Source organism: Yoonia sediminilitoris, assembly GCF_003058085.1.
Lineage (GTDB): Bacteria > Pseudomonadota > Alphaproteobacteria > Rhodobacterales > Rhodobacteraceae > Yoonia > Yoonia sediminilitoris.
The window spans coordinates 22,662-39,316 of the sequence record NZ_QBUD01000017.1 but is presented as its reverse complement, the minus strand read 5'-3'; the positions used below and the strand labels follow the sequence as shown (position 1 = coordinate 39,316).

Here is a 16,655-nt window from a genome sequence, read left to right as displayed (position 1 = left end):
CCTTGCCAGATGCGGGCTGTCGCCACACTCTCGCAGAATTGGCCGTGCCGCAATGCGATTGCGCAGCGCCCCGAACCTGCGGGTACTAGGTCCGAATACGCGCCTCTGTTTCGGCGTCAAACAGATACAGGCGGCTTTTGTCGATGCTCACGCCAACACGCGCCCCTTCGGCCGAGCGTTCGTCGCCGCGTTCCTCGATCACGATCCTCTCGCCTGTGTCACCGGTCAGATAAACGAAGGACACGCCGCCAAGGCTTTCTGTCATTTCAACGGTGTGCGTGTCACCGCCTGGGTCCACCATCAGATGTTCGGCCCGCATACCCACGGTGATTTTCTTGCCGCTGTAGGCTGGCGCGATCACCCCGTCGAAACTGGCCTTCATGCCGGGCACTGTCACCGCGCCATCGTTGGCGACTCCTTCAAGGAAATTCATCGCCGGTGATCCGATGAAACCAGCCACAAACTTGTTATCGGGGTCACGGTACAACTCCATCGGCGCGCCCACCTGTTCGATATTGCCCGCGCGCAGCACGACGATCTTGTCGGCCAACGTCATCGCCTCGACCTGATCGTGGGTCACATAGATCATCGTGGCGCCGATTTCCTTGTGCAGGCGCGCGATCTCGACACGCATTTCAACCCGCAGTTCGGCGTCCAGATTCGACAGGGGTTCATCGAACAAAAACACCTCGGGCCCGCGCACGATGGCGCGCCCGATGGACACCCGCTGCCGCTGCCCCCCCGACAAGGCAGAAGGCTTGCGGTCAAGATATTGTTCAAGTTTCAGAATACGGGTCGCTTCGGCGACCTTTTCGGCAATCTCGGCCTTGGGGTGGCCATTCATTTTCAGGCCAAACCCCATGTTATCCTTGACTGTCATATGCGGATATAGCGCATAGGTCTGGAACACCATCGCAACCCCGCGCTGGGACGGGTCCATGCGGGTGACATCCCGGGTGCCAATATTGATCTGACCATCGGTCGTTTCCTCAAGCCCTGCGACCATGCGCAGCAATGTGGATTTTCCGCAGCCGGACGGTCCGACAAAGACGCAGAATTCACCATCGTTGATCTCCAGATCAATCCCATGGATGACCTGCACATCGCCATACTTCTTGATTACCTTGTTCAGTGTCACACCTGACATGGCCTATCCCCCCGTTGCTTGTTTCTTGTCATGGTCAGGGAAGCTCCAGTTATGGATATCCCTTGAAATACTGGTTGCCGTTTCTCGCAAGAGAGGCACCTGCGCTTCGAGGCCTGCCAGATCGTTGCGTTCTGTTGTGCTAGTCACAGAGATAGCCCCATGCACGCGCCCGCTTTCCGACAGGATCGGCATCGCGACGCAAATAATGCCGGGCTCATGCTCTTCACGGTCGAACCCATAGCCACGGGTACGGATGTCGCGCAACTCCTCCCGCAATGCCTCTGGTCCGGTCAGGGTATGCGGCGTGAAAATATGAAACGATTGCTGTGCGATGCACTCTTCAACCCGGTCAGACGCGATAAATGCAAGCATGGTCTTGCCAACGCCAGTGCAATAGGCCGGTCCGATCTTGCCAGCCTGACTGTACATCTCAACCGGCTGGGCTGCGTTGACCTTGTCCACGTAAAGCACATGCGCATGATCCAACTGCGCCAGATGCACCGTTTCACCCACTTGACTGCTCAGCGCCTCTATATGCGGGCGGGCAATCGGGGCCAATGTGGATTGTTCCCATGCGGCATGGGCCAGCCGCACAAGCCGCAGCCCCGGCGTATAGGTCTGCCTGTCAGGATCATAGGCCAGCATACGCTGGTTGGTGAGCGTCTGCACAAAGCGGTAAAGCGTGGGCTTGGGAAACGGCGACTGCGCCAGCAATTCGCTGAACCGGACAGGCCGCCCAAAGGCTGCCACCTGATCCAGCACTTCCAGCGCCTTTCCGACTGTGCCGTCACCGGTCACATGAGCCATGTATCCTCCCTTTGTCCAGCGGGGCTTTGCCACCGATCCCCACCCGGTGACGCCCTGGACTGTTGACAAGCCTAGCCGAGTCACGCTTTAGTATCAATATCCAAAACCATGTTTCAAATAATGAAACTGTTTTGACCACGGAAGCATATTGGGAGGACACCATGCATTCCATTTTGAAAACGTCGCTCGCGGCGGTGGTTGCATCGGGTATTGCAGCATCTGCTGCTTTTGCCGATGCACATGCCGCGCTGTCCGGCGACCTGAAGATTACATCAGACATGTCGAACCCTGCGCCGCGCGCAGTCATGGAAGGGCTTGTCGCTGATTTTAGCGCCCTTCACCCTGACCTGAACATCGAACTGACTGTTGTTGACCGCGAGGCGTGGAAAACACAAATCCGTAACGCGTTGGGTGCGAACCCGCCCGACGTGGTGAACTGGTACGCCGCCAACCGGATGCGCCCCTACGTGGACGCTGGTCTCTTTGCCGATATCTCTGACCTGTGGGCAGAGGAAGAAATGGCAGCACTGGCATCGACCAAAGGTGCGATGACATTGGATGGCAAACAGTGGGGCGTGCCCTACACCTACTACCAGTGGGGCGTTTACTACCGCAAAGACCTGTTTGACCAATACGGCCTGTCCGAGCCCACCACATGGGAAGAAGAGATGGCCAACTGCCAGACCCTTCTGGACAATGGCGTCAAATGCTACACCATCGGCACCAAGTTCCTGTGGACCGCCGGCGGCTGGTTTGACTACATCAACTCGCGCACCAATGGCTATGATTTCCATATGGCACTGGCACGTGGCGAAGTCGCATGGACAGATGACCGCGTTCGCCAGACATTCGCCAACTGGCGTCAGCTGATCGACATGGGCGCCTTTATCGACGACCACCAGAACTACAGCTGGCAGGAAGCCCTGCCCTTCATGCTGAACGGCGAAGCAGCCGCTTATCTGATGGGTAACTTTGCCGTCGCCGCCATGCGCGAAGGCGGGCTGACAGATGATCAACTGGACTTCTACCAGTTCCCAACGATCAATCCTGACGTGGCTTATGCCGAAGATGCGCCAACGGATACTTTCCACATCGCATCTGGCGCGCAGAACATGGACGCCGCCAAGGAATTCCTGCGGTTTGTGACATCTGCCGACGTGCAGACCAAGATCAACGCCGGTGATGCGCTGGGTCAGTTGCCAGTGAATGCAAACGCCTCCATCGACAACGACAAGTTCCTTGAACAGGGCTTCAACATGCTGTCGACCAACGCCACAGGCGGCATCATGCAGTTCTTTGACCGCGACTTTGATGCGGAAATGGCATCCGTCGGCATGGAAGGTCTGCAGGAGTTCATGGTGTTCCCAGACAACCTTGATGACATCCTTGCCCGTCTCGAAGAGACACGCCAGCGCATCTATCAATAACGGCTTGGCGGGGTTTCCCCGCCTGCCAGCACCCACCCTGCGCAAAGGGTGGGTGCAATCCACGCTCCAACGCATCCGCAAGACCATGAAGGGTCTTTCGCATGTGTTGACCCAAGGGGAGGCAAATCATGGCATCCGCCGACACCCATCGCAGCTGGTACAAGCGCAATGAAATTGCCATTACGCCATGGCTGTTTCTGGCCCCTGCCATGCTGTTTTTTGCCGTCTATGTGATCATTCCCATTGGCCAGTCTTTCTGGATCTCCCTGCACGAATGGGACGGTCTGGGGGAAAAAACATGGGTCGGCACAGCGAACTACGAACGCCTGCTGGGCATCGGCGACCAAAGCATCGACCGTAAGTTCGAAGTGTCCTTCTGGAATAACCTGCGCTGGCTGGTGCTTTATCTGTTGGCGATCCCGGCGGGTCTGTTCATAGCGCTTTTCCTGAACCAGACAGTGCGCGGCATCCGGCTTTACAAGTCGCTGTTTTTCTTTCCTTTCGTGATTTCACAGGTCGTTGTCGGGCTGGTGTTTTCATGGTTCTACCTGCCCAATGTGGGTCTGTTTGAAATCATCATCGGCTTCTTTGGGCTGGATATCAAAGGCGGCGTTCTGGGGAACCCCAACACCGCCACCTACGGCATCATCGCCGCCGGGCTCTGGCCGCAGACGGCCTATTGCATGATCCTTTATCTGACCGGACTCAACGCCGTTGATCCCGAACAGGTCGAGGCCGCGCGGCTTGACGGGGCCAAGGGCTACAAGATGCTGTGGTATGTGATCCTGCCGCAGTTGAAACCCGCGACATTCATTGCCTTTGTCGTCACCATCATCGGCGCGCTGCGGTCGTTCGACCTGATCAGTGTGATGACCAACGGCGGGCCGTTCGGGTCAACGCGCGTCCTGTCATTTTACATGTTCGAGGAATCGCTGTCCGAATTCGGGTTCCGCATGGGCTATGGTGCGGCCATCGCCGTGGTCCTGTTCTTCATCATGCTTGGCTTCATCGTCTACTTCCTGTGGTCGATGTATCAAGACGAAAAGGGAGCGCGCTGATGTTTCCGACACCTATCGAAAAATCGTCACGGCAGTGGCAAATCTCTTATCAGATTATCCTGCCGCTTGTCCTGATTGCGTGGCTTCTGCCGCTACTGGCTGTCGCATTGTTTTCCATCAAGCCTGATGCCGATTTTACCAACGGCAATTATTGGGGCGTACCCAGCAGTTTTGAGGGGTTCACCAACTACGGCAAGGTATTCTTTGAATCCAACATGCCGCGCTATCTGATGAACTCACTCTTCATCACCATCCCCACCGTGATCGGCGCAGTGGCCCTGTCCTGCATGGCCGGGTTTGCGTTGGGCGTTTACAAGTTCAAGGGCAACCTGCTGATCTTTTTCATGTTCATCGCAGGCAACTTCGTGCCGTTCCAGATTCTGATGGTCCCGGTGCGTGACCTGACCATCGGTCTGAACCTTTATGATACGAAAACCGGGCTGATCCTGTTTCACATCGCCTTTCAAACCGGATTTTGCACGCTCTTCATGCGCAACTTTATCCGGGCCCTGCCCTTTCCATTGATCGAGGCCGCGCGCGTCGAGGGGGTCGCGGAATGGCGCATCTTCTGGTTCGTGGTCCTGCCATTGATGAAGCCCGCGCTGGCGGCACTCGCCGTGCTGATCTTTACCTTCATCTGGAACGATTATTTCTGGGCCGTCGTGTTGACCCAAGGACCAGGTGCGCAGCCCGTCACCGCAGGCATCACCGAATTCAACTCGCAATTCCGCGCTGCCTATCACCTGATGAGCGCGGGGTCGATTGTTGCCGCTTTGCCCCCTGTTGCGATGTTCTTTCTGATGCAAAAGCATTTCATCGCGGGTTTGACCCTTGGCGCCGTCAAGTAAAACCCACAACGGAGCGATAATGACTGCCACTTTTCATGATCTCGCCGATGCATCGGTTTTCATTACCGGCGGTGGCACCGGTATCGGGGCAGCACTGACCGCCGCTTTTTGCGCACAAGGGGCCAAGGTCGCGTTTGTCGATTTTGTCGATGCCGCGGGTTTCGTAGATGAGCTTGGCGCAACAGCCGCGCACCCGCCGCTTTTCACCCAGTGCGATGTGACAGATACAAGTGCAATGCATGATGCCATGGACAGGGCCGCCGACGCGCACGGGCCATTCAAGGCGGTCGTCAACAATGCCGCCAATGACATGCGCTATGACGTTGCTGCCGTGACCCCCGACATCTGGGATGACATGCAGGCGGTTAACCTCAAAGCCTATTTCTTCAGTTGTCAGAAAGCGGCTGAACGGATGGCCGCGAAAGGGTCGATCATCAACTATTCCTCAACGTCTTACATGTTGGGGATGGGTAATCTGGTCCCCTACACGACTGCAAATGCAGGTATCTCGGGCATGACACGGTCTTTGGCCCGCGCCTTTGGCCCAAAGGGAATCAGGGTCAATGCCATTGCACCGGGCTGGGTCATGACCGAAAAACAGCTTGCGCTTTGGGCCGAACCAAAGGCCAAAGCGGCCCATCTGGACCGCCAGTGTCTTGCAGAATTCATGCAACCCGAAGATATGGTGGGCGGGACCTTGTTTCTGGCCTCGGATGCATCAGCCATGATGACGGGGCAGACAATTGTAATCGATGGCGGTGTGGTGACAACAGGATGACGGACATACAGCCAGACTGGATCGCTGTTGATTGGGGAACAACCAACATGCGGGCCTGGGCGATGTCAGGCTCTGGCACTGTCTTGGCGGAAGGCGCGTCAGACAATGGCATGAGCAAGCTCACCCCAGAGCAGTTCGAACCTGCGCTGCTGGATGTGATCGGCCCATGGATGCAAGGACCGACCACAGTCCTTGCCTGCGGCATGGTCGGATCCCGCCAAGGCTGGGTCGAGGCGCCCTATGCGGCCGTGCCATGTCCCGTCGCACGAGAGGCGTTCGCGCAGGCCCCCTGCAAGACCCCCGACCTGACCGTGCATGTCATTCCCGGTATCAAACAGGAAAGCCCCGCCGACGTAATGCGCGGCGAAGAAACGCAAATCGCTGGCTTTCTGGAACTGAATCCCAAGTGGGATGGCATCATCTGCCTGCCCGGCACCCACACAAAATGGGTTCATGTCAGTGCCGATGAGGTTGTCAGCTTTCAGACATTCATGACGGGCGAGCTGTTCGCGCTGCTTTCGCAACATAGCGTACTGCGCCACTCCGTCGCGTCCGACGACTGGGATGGCGCTGCGTTTGACTCCGGGTTGGCAGACGGTATGGCCCGCCCCGAGCGGATTGCAGCGCGGCTGTTCTCCCTGCGCGCCGAGGGGTTGTTGCATGGCCTGCCCGCGGCGGCGGCCAAAGCACGGCTTTCGGGGCTTCTGATCGGCACCGAACTGGCAGCGGCCAAGCCCTATTGGCTGGGCCAGCAGATTGCCGTGATCGGTGCCGGTGGCCTGTCAAAACGCTATGTCGATGCGCTTGCCGCGCAATCGGCCCCTGCAACACAAGTCAAAGGCGACGCGATCACATTGGCAGGGCTCACGGCCGCCTATCGCCGCCTGAAAGGATAACCCATGACTCGCCCTTTGATCGCCATCCTGCGCGGCGTCACCCCCGCCGAGGCCGCAGACATGTGCGGTGCTTTGATCGACGCGGGTATCACCAAGATCGAAGTGCCCCTCAACTCGCCCGATCCATTTGCCAGCATCAAATCGATGGTCGACGCCCACGGGGACAGCGCCCTGATCGGGGCAGGTACGGTGCTATCGACCGACGATGTGGGGCGCGTGGCGCAGGCGGGTGGCAAGTTGGTCGTGTCGCCCAACTGCGACCAGCGGGTGATCGTCGCGACCAAGGCCGCAGGCATGGAAAGCTGGCCCGGCGTCATGACACCCACCGAATGTTTCGCGGCCCTCAAAGCTGGGGCAGACGGGCTGAAAATCTTTCCCGCCAGCCTGCTGGGGCCGGAGGGGATCAAGGCGATCCGCGCGGTTCTGCCCCCTGGCACGCAAGTCTATGCCGTGGGCGGGGCTGGCCCTGACAATTTCGCGCAATGGATGGCGGCAAGCGCGGATGGTTTTGGCATCGGCTCTGCCCTTTACAAGCCCGGACTTGGGGTGGACGAGGTCGCTACGCGCGCCCGCGACATGGTCGCCGCTTATGATGAGGCCGCGCAATGATCTATGACGACACGACCTGTACACTCGGCGAAGGCCCGCTTTGGCATCCCCAACGACAACAGTTCTTCTGGTTCGATATTCTGGAAAAACGCCTGCACACCAAAGGACACCACTGGCAATTCGACGAATATGTCTCGGCGGCGGGCTGGGTGGATGACACCACGCTGATGATCGCGTCCAGCAAGCAGTTGATGCGGTTTGATCTTGAGACCGGCGCACAGAAAAAACTGTGCGACCTTGAGGCGAACAATCCGGTCACCCGCTCAAACGATGGCCGGGCCGACCCGCAGGGCGGGTTCTGGATCGGCACGATGGGCATTAACGCAGAGCCGCAAGCGGGCGCGATCTATCGCTATTACAAAGGCGAATTACGTAAACTGGTCGCAGACGTGACGATCAGCAATGCGATATGTTTCGCCCCCGATGGTCAGGCTGCCTTCTACGTTGATACGGAGGTCGGGAAGATCATGAAATGGCAGCTTGGCTCCGACGGCTGGCCTGACGGCGTCGCAGAGGTGCATCTGGATCTGAGCGGCGAACGCTTTGGCGTCGATGGGGCGGTCGTGGATGCCACGGGCAACCTTTGGAACGCGCAATGGGGGGCCGGTCGGGTAGCCCAGTATGCGCCGGATGGAAGCTTGCTTCAGACCGTCAGTTTTCCTGCCACCCAAACCAGTTGCCCCGCCTTTGGGGGCAAGGACCTGAAAACGCTGTACTGCACGTCTGCTGCCACTGATCTGGACCCCGCAGGCACGGACGATGGCAAAACCTTTTGCGTCACCACCGATACCGCCGGACAAACGGAGCATCAGGTTCTGCTCTGACCTTTCCAGTTTCCGACCAACACAACAAGGCTGCCCCATGAAACGCACGCTCGGCGTCTGCTATTATCCTGAACATTGGCCACAAGACCAGTGGGCCGACGATGCCCGACGCATGGTTGATGCGGGTCTGACATGGGTGCGGATTGGCGAATTCGGGTGGAGCCGGATGGAACCGCAGCCAGGCACGCTGACGTGGGACTGGCTGGATCAGGCGATTGACGTTTTGGGCGGCGCAGGCCTGAAGATCATTCTTGGCACACCGACAGCCACGCCGCCGCGCTGGATGCTGGACAAGTACCCTGACATGCTGCCTGTTGATGCGGAAGGTCGCCCGCGCAAGTTCGGCTCGCGCCGTCACTACGATTTCAGCCACCTGCCTTACCGGGACGAATGCCGCCGCATTGCCCGCCTGATGGGGCAGCGGTACGGGCAGAATCCGCACATCGCTGCATGGCAGATCGACAATGAATATGACTGCCACGATACAACGCTGAGTTACTCCGATGCAGCGCAACGAGGCTTTCAGGACTGGCTGGCACAACGCTATCAGTCGACCGACGCGCTGAACCGGGCATGGGGCAATGTGTTCTGGTCGATGGAATATGATCGTTTTGACCAGATCGACCTGCCCAACCTGACTGTAACCGAACCGAACCCGGCGCATGTGATGGCGTTCCGGCGCTATGCGTCCGATCAGGTTGTTGCCTTCAACAGGGTGCAGGCGGATGAACTGCGCCGCTACACTGTGGCACCTTTGATCCATAACTATATGGGAAGGGTGACAAATTTCGATCATTGGAAGGTTGGGGCCGACCTTGATATCGCGTCGTGGGATAGTTACCCTATTGGCTTCCTATCTGATCGGCTGGAAGGCAGCGCAAGTTTCAAGCAAACTTTCTTGCGTCAGGGGCACCCCGACAATCAAGCGTTTCACCACGACCTTTACCGGGCCGTTGGGCATGGACGAATGTGGGTGATGGAACAACAACCCGGCCCGGTGAACTGGGCGCCCTACAACCCTGCCCCCCTGCCCGGTATGGCCCGGCTCTGGGCGTGGGAAGCATTTGCCCATGGTGCCGAAACTGTCTGCTATTTCCGTTGGCGGCAGGCACCGCTTGCGCAGGAACAGATGCACGCGGGCCTCTTGCGGCCCGATAGCGCGCCAGCCCCTGCGCTGGCAGAGGCACGTCAGGTCGCCGATGAAATCGCGGCGCTCCCGGATGTGGGCACAGCCACGGCGCAGGCGGCATTGATCTTTGATTATGAAAGCGCGTGGGCGTGGGAAACACAGCCGCAAGGTGCGGATTTTGACATGTTCCGGCTTGCCTTCGCGGCTTACCGTGCACTGCGGCGGGCCGGTCTGAATATTGATATCCTGCCCCCCGATACGACCGACCTGTCCGGTTACCCTATGGTCCTTGCACCGGGGGTCATGCATTTGTCAGACAAGCTGCGCGACGCATTGGCGCACTTTAAAGGCATCGCCCTGCTGGGTCCGCGAACCGATACAAAAACCGAAGAACTGGCCATTCCTGTGCCACTCGGGCCTGATCTGCCCGGTGTAGACGCGACCGTCACCCTGACCGAAAGCATCCCCCCGACAAGTAAGGTGAAACTACAGGACAAAGGCCGTTTCCGCCATTGGTTCGAACATGTCGAAGGGAAGGCCGACGTGCATCTGCACACCAAGACCGGGCAACCGGCGATCATGGGCGGCCCACATCTGCGCTATCTGGCCGGCTGGCCCGATGACGCCACCTTTGACAAGATCATCCGCGCGATCGCCGCAGAACTGGACCTGTCCGCCCATGATCTGCCTGAAGGATTGCGGATTCGCGACACAGCCACGCATCGCTTTGTCTTCAACTACGCGCCAAAGGCGCAAAAGTGGGGCGACCGGATGATCCCCGCAGCCGGTGTGCATTGGGAAACCCTTTGAGGCCGTTTGGAACGACAGCGCGCGGGCAAGAGGTGCACCAGATAAAGCTACAGGCTGGCGATCTGACCGTGCAGCTTTTGACGCTGGGCGTAATGTTGCAGGATGTGCGGCTTGCCGGGGTGGACCACAACCTGACGCTCGGTTCCGACAATCTGGCCGACTATGAAGGGGCAATGCGCCACCACGGTTCCCTGATCGGTCCTATCGTAAACCGGATCAGCAATGCGCGCATCCGACTGGGCGGCATGATGCACGAGCTTGAGCGCAATCAGGACGGACGCATTCACCTTCACTCCGGGGCAGAGGGCACACATCTTCAAGTCTGGACCGTGGCCGAAGTTTCATCCACGCACGCCGTGATGACATTGACGCTGCCCGACGGGATGTGCGGCCTGCCCGGCAACCGCCATATCACCGCCCGGTTCGAGGTCGCGGCCCCCGCCATGCTTACCTTGACGATCACGGGGACCACCGACGAAGTGACCGCCATGAATTTTGCCAACCACAGCTACTGGAACCTAGATGGCAGCGACCGCTGGGACGGTCACCAGCTCTGGATTGATGCGGACCGCTATTTACCGTCAACTGCAGACGACTATCCAACTGGCGAAATTTGCGATGTCACCGGAACGGAAATGGACTTTCGGCAGGCCCGGGTCATCACGGTAAAGAACCCGCCCTTTGACAATAATTTCTGCCTGTCCGACCGGCGAACCGCGCTGCGCGAGGTTTTGTCATTGCGTGGCAATTCCGGTGTCACCATGCGCTTGGCGACCACCGAACCGGGGCTGCAAATCTATGATGGACGCACATCCTACAAAGGGCTTGCGGTTGAGGCGCAAAGCTGGCCCGATGCGCCGAACAATCCAACCTTTCCCTCAATCAAAGTTGGCCCTGACGCGCCCTACAACCAGATAACGCGCTGGCAGTTCGCACAAACCTCTGACTGACACATCGGCCATGTTGGCCAGCGCGTCGTGCATGCGGGAACGACGACGAACAAGGGTCGCGCAAGCCCCGGCATGAATGGATGTCCCAGGCTTTGAAATAACGAACAAAATTGTCGTCAAATCTGCAGCTACAAGGCAATCGCGCTGTGCTGTCGCACCCCCTGACATTACGCCCAGACGCGCTAAATACTTTGATAACAAGTTAATCTGCTTTTCATACAGAGGGCAAAATGGACACGCTTATCTTATCGCGCATGCAATTTGCGGCGAATATCTCTTTCCACATCCTGTTTCCAACAATCACGATCGCGCTTGGTTGGGCGCTTTTGTTCTTCCGCGTGCGGTTCAACATGACCGGTCAGGAAAAATGGATGGAGGCCTATCGCTTCTGGGTAAAAGTCTTTGCACTGTCCTTTGCCATGGGTGTTGTGTCCGGCATCACCATGTCGTTCCAGTTTGGCACCAACTGGCCCGGTTTCATGGAAACGGTCGGCAATATCGCGGGGCCACTGCTTGCCTACGAGATCATGACTGCGTTCTTCCTCGAAGCCGTCTTTCTTGGGATCATGTTGTTCGGCGCGTCCCGCGTGCCTGCATGGCTGCATACAACAGCGACCTTCCTTGTTGCCTTTGGCACGATGATGTCGGCCTTCTGGATTATCGTGTTGAATTCATGGATGCACACGCCGCAAGGCTTTGAAATGATTGACGGGGTTGCCCATGCAACGGACTGGTCAGAGATTATTTTCAACCCGTCCATGCCCTACCGTTTCGGCCATATGGTGCTGGCCAGCTTCCTCACCTGCAGCTTCCTGATCGCAGGCGTCAGCGCTTTCCGCTGGTTGATCGGCGGCAAGACACAAGGCGTGCGCGTCGCGCTAAAGACAGCGATTTATGCGGCGGCCTTGCTGATCCCGGTACAAATTCTCGTGGGTGACATGCATGGTCTGAACACCAAGGAATATCAGCCAGCCAAAGTGGCCGCCATGGAAGGGCACTGGGAAACCGGGGGCAACGTGCCGTTGTTGCTCTTTGCGATTCCCGATGATGAGGCCCGCACGAACCACTATGAAATCGGCATTCCCAATCTGGCGTCTTTCATCCTGACCCATGAATGGGACGGAGAAATCAAGGGGCTGAACGACTTTGTATCTGAGGAGGGTGAAATCCTACACCCGCGCGTGGCCCCCGTGTTCTGGTCGTTCCGTGTGATGGTCGGGACAGGGATGGCGATGTTAGTGATAAGTTGGGCAGCGTCCGCCATGATGTTGCGGCGCAAACGCGGCGTCGAAGGATTGCCCAAGCCGATGCTCTATGCGCTTGTCGGGATGAGCTTCAGCGGCTGGCTGGCCACCCTCGCAGGCTGGTACACGACTGAAATCGGACGCCAGCCATGGCTTGTTCAAGGGGTGATGACGACAAAGCAGGCGGTCGCAGACGTGCCCGCACCAATGGTGCTGTCAACCTTCATCGCCTACATGGTCGTCTATCTGTTGCTACTGTCGGCCTACATCTACGTGATCTTCTATCTGGCGCGGAAAATGTCCAGGGGTGAAGACATCGGAACCCCTGTCGCGCCGACACCGCGCCAACAACCAAACGCCATGCCTGCGGAGTAAGCAACATGTACTATTTCGGAGATCCCGCCGTTTGGCTACCCTTCGTCTTTGCTGCCCTTATGGGGCTATCCATTCTGATCTATGTGATTTTGGATGGGTTTGACCTGGGTGTCGGGCTTTTGTTTCCCTTCGCAGATGACGAAGAAAAAGACCGGATGATCGCATCGATAGGGCCGTTCTGGGATGCCAACGAGACCTGGCTTGTTCTGGCGGTCGGGCTGCTGCTTGTCGCGTTTCCGTCTGCGCATGGGGCGATCCTGACGGCACTCTATCTGCCAGTGGCGATCATGTTGATCGGCCTGATTTTGCGCGGGGTCGCGTTCGAATTCCGGGCCAAGGCCCCGGCGCCACAAAAGGAGCTTTGGAACAATCTGTTCTTTGCAGGATCACTCATGACCGCGCTCGCACAAGGTTTCATGCTGGGAATGTATGTCATGGGTCTGGACTGGACGTGGGCACATGCAGGATTCGGCCTGCTCACAGCCGTGTTCCTCGCAGTCGGGTACAGTTTCATCGGGGCGACATGGGTCATTCACAAGACCGATGAATTTCTGCAACGCAAGGCCGTCGATTGGGCCAAAGGCGGTATATGGGGGCTGGTCCTCGGGATCGGGGCGATCTCACTGGCTACACCATTCGTCAGCGATCGGATATTCGACAAATGGTTCAGCTTTCCCGCTGCGCTCTATCTGGCCCCGTTGCCCCTTATGTCGGGCGGATTGGTGGTCTGGCTGTGGGTGATGCTGCAAAAGATGCCCTACGCGCAAGACCGGATGTCGTGGAAGCCATTCGTAGCCGCGACAGCCCTCTGGGTCATGGCCTTTGGCGGAATGGCATATAGCTTTTACCCCTATGTGGTGCCCGAAAAGCTGACGATCTACGAAGCAGCAAGTGCGCCCGAAAGTCTGTTCATCATCCTGATCGGGACCTGTTTCGTGCTCCCCACCATCATGGGATATACCGTGCTGTCGTATTACATCTTCAAGGGAAAAGCGCGCGAATTGCGATACGACTGACAGGCACCAGACCGTAAGATGAGTTTTAACCCATCTTGAGGGCAGAATCGGTTTGACACACCTGCACCCATTGCGTAATCGGTCCCTCGTGGTCCGGCGCGGTAGCTCAGTTGGTTAGAGCGAACGACTCATAATCGTTAGGTCGGGAGTTCAAATCTCCCCCACGCCACCACCACCTTCTCCTCCAAAAATCTTTGAGGACAGAGTGATCTTACTTTAAGTCTGTCGCTCGCCGCTCTACCTCTGTTGCATTAGTATTCTTCTAACAGAGGTCGCCATGTCAGTTCTGCCCCAGATCACTGCCGCAATCGGTGAAAAATATGTTCTGACAGGGGGCGACACAGCAGACTATGTCACTGACTGGACGGGCGCCTACAGTGGTCAGCCTCTTGCCGTGCTCCGCCCTGCCGACACAGCACAGGTCGCGGCCGTGCTCAAGATCGCCAACGAAAATGGCACACCCGTCGTGCCCGTCTCTGGCCACACCGGCCTGACCGGAGCGACCTTGGGAACCGACGCGCTGATCCTGTCCTTGGACCGGCTCAGCCAGATCACAAAGATTGACCCCAAAGGGCGTACGGCCACGGTTGGGGCCGGTGTCATCCTGTCTACGCTGCATGACGCGGTAGACGCGCACGATCTGATCTTTCCGCTCACGTTCGGGGCGCGCGGGTCGGCGATGATCGGTGGGGTTCTGTCCACCAATGCTGGCGGGTCCAATGTGGTTCGCTATGGTAACACCCGCGACCTGTGTTTGGGGGTCGAAGTCGTCATGGCAGACGGTCGCATCATGAATTTGATGAGCGCGCTGCACAAAGACAACTCTGGACTGAACCTGCGCCAACTGGTGATCGGGGCCGAAGGCACACTAGGTATCATTACCGCAGCGGTCATGAAACTTTGGCCCAAACCGCGCGCTTATGGCACCGCGATGGTCGCGGTTCCGTCGCTTGATGATGCGCTTGACCTGCTCAACATTGTTCAGGACGAAACCGGCGGCGCGGTCGAGGCGTTTGAATATATGCCGCGCAACTACATCGACCGGCACATGGCGCTTGTAAAAGGTGCCACCGCCCCCTTTGCCGAAAGCTACGACATAAACATTCTTCTCGAAGTCGGTGCCACGGCAGAGCATGACGCAGCCCCTACCCTGACCGGCGAAATCCCGATTATCAGCAAAATGGAGGCCATTCTTGGCAACATGCTCGAAAACGGGAAGGTCATTGACGCTGTGATTGCCCAAAACGAAGCACAAAGGCGCACCATGTGGGAGCGCCGCGAACAAGCCGGAGAAATCGTGTTTCAGGGTGGACCTTTTGTGAATACCGATGTTGCGGTCCCAATCGACAAGGTTGGCGCATTCGAAGCCGCAGTCACACCGCGGCTCAAGGCGATCGATCCCGACGCCAGGGAACTGATCGTAGCGCACTTGGGCGACGGGAATATCCACCACACCACCTATACCAAACACAACGACCCAAGCATTCATGATGCCATGACCGCTGCCGTAGAAGATGTGGTTCAGGAACTCGGCGGGTCATTCAGCGCCGAACATGGTATCGGCCTGTCAAAACTTGAAACGATGCGACGGCGCAAGGACCCTGTTGCCTTGGATGCTATGCGCGCGATCAAGGCCGCCCTTGATCCCAAAGGTATATTGAATCCGGGCAAGGTGATTCCAGACTAGGGTTAGGACCCTAGGCGGCGCTTTGGGCATCAAGAGTGGTCAAAGAACCCCGGCCCCGCCTGCGCCAAAAGGCGGGCCGCCATTTCTGCGCCAAGCTTGGGACCATCCGCCAACGGCACAGTTGCATCGTCGGTCAGAACCTCTGACCCGTCACCGCGCAGGATTTCCCCACGCAGGCGCAACATACCGCCCTCTATTTCTGCCAGCCCGCCAATCGGCGTTTCGCAAGACCCGTCCAGTCCGGCAAGAAGCGCACGTTCCGCAGCCAGCCTGTGCCCGGTTGGTGCATCATGGATTGCCGCAAGCATCTCTGCTGCGCGTTCATCATCCACACGCCGTTCAATACCGATCGCGCCCTGTGCGATTGCAGGCAACATATGTTCCGCGTCGATTGGCATATAGGGCACATCTTCCATCCCCAGCCGCCGCAGGCCAGCAGTCGCCAAAAATGTGGCGTCAGCGACACCTTCAGCCAGTTTCTTCAGGCGGGTCTGCACATTGCCCCTGAATTCAACGACCTGCAAATTGGGAAACTTTGCCGCCAGTTGCGCGCGCCTGCGTGTCGATGACGTGCCCACAACAGCACCATCCGGCAGGTCATGCAAACTCTTGTATTTCAGGGAAACAAAGGCGTCGCGAACATCTTCGCGGGGAAGGAATGTCTCCATCACCAGACCAGCGGGCTGGGCAACGGGCATGTCTTTGGTGGAATGGACGGCAATATCAATCGTGCCCTCTAACAGCGCCTCTTCAATCTCACGGGTGAAAAGGCCCTTGCCATCGATTTCGCGCAGGGGTTTATCCAATATCTGGTCGCCAGTCACCTTGATGACGCAGATTTTGAACGCCTCTTGGGGCAGATCAAAGGCGGCCATCAGCCGGGTGCGGGTCTCGTACGCTTGCGCCAATGCAAGCGGCGATCCGCGGGTGCCAATATTGAAGGGTGCGGCGGGTGTGGGCATATTCACTGTCATGAAATGATTGTTAGACCTGTCAACCTAGCCTGACAACTCCCTTGACAAGATCATCCGCAATTGGGACCACAAGGAA

At 57.9% G+C, this 16,655-nt stretch carries 15 protein-coding genes and 1 tRNA gene; 13 read left to right on the top strand and 3 right to left on the bottom strand.

Features of this window, described 5'->3' with window-relative positions; all coding sequences use genetic code 11:
* Nucleotides 1-85: 85 nt before the first annotated feature.
* Together C8N45_RS20615 and C8N45_RS20610 are read right to left on the bottom strand one after the other, a co-directional pair.
* Nucleotides 86-1,147: an ABC transporter ATP-binding protein gene (locus tag C8N45_RS20615; RefSeq protein ID WP_108388528.1), complete on the bottom strand. Its 1,062-nt coding sequence runs from the start codon at nt 1,145-1,147 to the stop codon at nt 86-88.
* Nucleotides 1,148-1,150: 3 nt separating this feature from the next.
* Nucleotides 1,151-1,954: an IclR family transcriptional regulator gene (locus C8N45_RS20610; protein WP_108388526.1), complete on the bottom strand. Its 804-nt coding sequence runs from the start codon at nt 1,952-1,954 to the stop codon at nt 1,151-1,153.
* Nucleotides 1,955-2,115: 161 nt separating this feature from the next.
* Here C8N45_RS20610 and C8N45_RS20605 point away from each other — a divergent pair, with 161 nt between their 5' ends.
* The 13 genes from C8N45_RS20605 (at nt 2,116) to C8N45_RS20545 (ending at nt 15,605) form a co-directional block, all read left to right on the top strand.
* The gene (locus C8N45_RS20605) at nt 2,116-3,381 is read left to right on the top strand and encodes an ABC transporter substrate-binding protein (RefSeq protein WP_108388524.1); all 1,266 of its coding nucleotides are present in this window, start codon (nt 2,116-2,118) and stop codon (nt 3,379-3,381) included.
* Between the two features lie 128 nt (nt 3,382-3,509).
* Nucleotides 3,510-4,439: a carbohydrate ABC transporter permease gene (locus C8N45_RS20600; protein WP_108388522.1), complete on the top strand. Its 930-nt coding sequence runs from the start codon at nt 3,510-3,512 to the stop codon at nt 4,437-4,439.
* The gene (locus C8N45_RS20595) at nt 4,439-5,287 is read left to right on the top strand and encodes a carbohydrate ABC transporter permease (protein ID WP_108388520.1); all 849 of its coding nucleotides are present in this window, start codon (nt 4,439-4,441) and stop codon (nt 5,285-5,287) included. Before C8N45_RS20600 ends, C8N45_RS20595 begins: the two co-directional genes overlap by 1 nt.
* A 19-nt stretch (nt 5,288-5,306) precedes the next feature.
* Nucleotides 5,307-6,065 (top strand): SDR family NAD(P)-dependent oxidoreductase, encoded by a 759-nt coding sequence (locus C8N45_RS20590; protein WP_108388518.1) that lies wholly within the window; start codon nt 5,307-5,309, stop codon nt 6,063-6,065.
* Nucleotides 6,062-6,961, top strand: coding sequence for a 2-dehydro-3-deoxygalactonokinase (locus C8N45_RS20585; RefSeq protein ID WP_108388516.1), 900 nt, complete (start codon nt 6,062-6,064; stop codon nt 6,959-6,961). The genes C8N45_RS20590 and C8N45_RS20585 overlap by 4 nt, the downstream gene beginning before the upstream one ends.
* Nucleotides 6,962-6,964: 3 nt before the next feature.
* Entirely contained in the window at nt 6,965-7,570 is a 606-nt protein-coding gene (locus C8N45_RS20580) for a 2-dehydro-3-deoxy-6-phosphogalactonate aldolase (RefSeq protein ID WP_108388514.1), read from the top strand.
* Complete coding sequence (locus tag C8N45_RS20575; RefSeq protein WP_108388512.1) at nt 7,567-8,394, top strand: SMP-30/gluconolactonase/LRE family protein; 828 nt, start codon at nt 7,567-7,569, stop codon at nt 8,392-8,394. The genes C8N45_RS20580 and C8N45_RS20575 overlap by 4 nt, the downstream gene beginning before the upstream one ends.
* Nucleotides 8,395-8,431: 37 nt before the next feature.
* Nucleotides 8,432-10,333, top strand: coding sequence for a beta-galactosidase (locus C8N45_RS20570; RefSeq protein WP_108388510.1), 1,902 nt, complete (start codon nt 8,432-8,434; stop codon nt 10,331-10,333).
* Nucleotides 10,330-11,283 carry an aldose epimerase family protein gene (locus C8N45_RS20565; RefSeq protein ID WP_108388508.1) on the top strand — a complete coding sequence of 318 codons (954 nt, stop codon included), beginning with the start codon at nt 10,330-10,332 and terminating at the stop codon, nt 11,281-11,283. The genes C8N45_RS20570 and C8N45_RS20565 overlap by 4 nt, the downstream gene beginning before the upstream one ends.
* Nucleotides 11,284-11,513: 230 nt before the next feature.
* The gene (locus C8N45_RS20560) at nt 11,514-12,902 is read left to right on the top strand and encodes a cytochrome ubiquinol oxidase subunit I (protein ID WP_108388506.1); all 1,389 of its coding nucleotides are present in this window, start codon (nt 11,514-11,516) and stop codon (nt 12,900-12,902) included.
* 5 nt (nt 12,903-12,907) lie between these two features.
* The gene (locus C8N45_RS20555; RefSeq protein WP_108388504.1) at nt 12,908-13,918 is read left to right on the top strand and encodes a cytochrome d ubiquinol oxidase subunit II; all 1,011 of its coding nucleotides are present in this window, start codon (nt 12,908-12,910) and stop codon (nt 13,916-13,918) included.
* A 95-nt stretch (nt 13,919-14,013) separates the two neighbouring features.
* Nucleotides 14,014-14,090: transfer RNA gene (locus tag C8N45_RS20550), tRNA-Met, on the top strand.
* Between the two features lie 105 nt (nt 14,091-14,195).
* Nucleotides 14,196-15,605 carry an FAD-binding oxidoreductase gene (locus tag C8N45_RS20545; protein WP_108388502.1) on the top strand — a complete coding sequence of 470 codons (1,410 nt, stop codon included), beginning with the start codon at nt 14,196-14,198 and terminating at the stop codon, nt 15,603-15,605.
* 29 nt (nt 15,606-15,634) lie between these two features.
* On the opposite strand, the gene hemC is transcribed toward C8N45_RS20545, so the two are convergent.
* On the bottom strand, nt 15,635-16,579 hold the full coding sequence (hemC, locus tag C8N45_RS20540; RefSeq protein WP_108388500.1) for a hydroxymethylbilane synthase: 945 nt from the start codon (nt 16,577-16,579) through the stop codon (nt 15,635-15,637).
* Nucleotides 16,580-16,655: the final 76 nt, after the last annotated feature.

Excerpts from the sequence above, each read along its gene's own strand:
- C8N45_RS20615 (WP_108388528.1), bottom strand. The coding sequence starts at position 1,147 with ATGTCAGGTGTGACACTGAACAAGGTAATCAAGAAGTATGGCGATGTG.
- C8N45_RS20585 (WP_108388516.1), top strand. The coding sequence starts at position 6,062 with ATGACGGACATACAGCCAGACTGGATCGCTGTTGATTGGGGAACAACC.
- C8N45_RS20570 (WP_108388510.1), top strand. The coding sequence starts at position 8,432 with ATGAAACGCACGCTCGGCGTCTGCTATTATCCTGAACATTGGCCACAA.
- C8N45_RS20590 (WP_108388518.1), top strand. The coding sequence starts at position 5,307 with ATGACTGCCACTTTTCATGATCTCGCCGATGCATCGGTTTTCATTACC.
- C8N45_RS20595 (WP_108388520.1), top strand. The coding sequence starts at position 4,439 with ATGTTTCCGACACCTATCGAAAAATCGTCACGGCAGTGGCAAATCTCT.
- C8N45_RS20580 (WP_108388514.1), top strand. The coding sequence starts at position 6,965 with ATGACTCGCCCTTTGATCGCCATCCTGCGCGGCGTCACCCCCGCCGAG.
- C8N45_RS20555 (WP_108388504.1), top strand. The coding sequence starts at position 12,908 with ATGTACTATTTCGGAGATCCCGCCGTTTGGCTACCCTTCGTCTTTGCT.
- C8N45_RS20600 (WP_108388522.1), top strand. The coding sequence starts at position 3,510 with ATGGCATCCGCCGACACCCATCGCAGCTGGTACAAGCGCAATGAAATT.
- hemC (WP_108388500.1), bottom strand. The coding sequence starts at position 16,579 with ATGACAGTGAATATGCCCACACCCGCCGCACCCTTCAATATTGGCACC.
- C8N45_RS20560 (WP_108388506.1), top strand. The coding sequence starts at position 11,514 with ATGGACACGCTTATCTTATCGCGCATGCAATTTGCGGCGAATATCTCT.
- C8N45_RS20545 (WP_108388502.1), top strand. The coding sequence starts at position 14,196 with ATGTCAGTTCTGCCCCAGATCACTGCCGCAATCGGTGAAAAATATGTT.
- C8N45_RS20575 (WP_108388512.1), top strand. The coding sequence starts at position 7,567 with ATGATCTATGACGACACGACCTGTACACTCGGCGAAGGCCCGCTTTGG.
- C8N45_RS20610 (WP_108388526.1), bottom strand. The coding sequence starts at position 1,954 with ATGGCTCATGTGACCGGTGACGGCACAGTCGGAAAGGCGCTGGAAGTG.
- C8N45_RS20605 (WP_108388524.1), top strand. The coding sequence starts at position 2,116 with ATGCATTCCATTTTGAAAACGTCGCTCGCGGCGGTGGTTGCATCGGGT.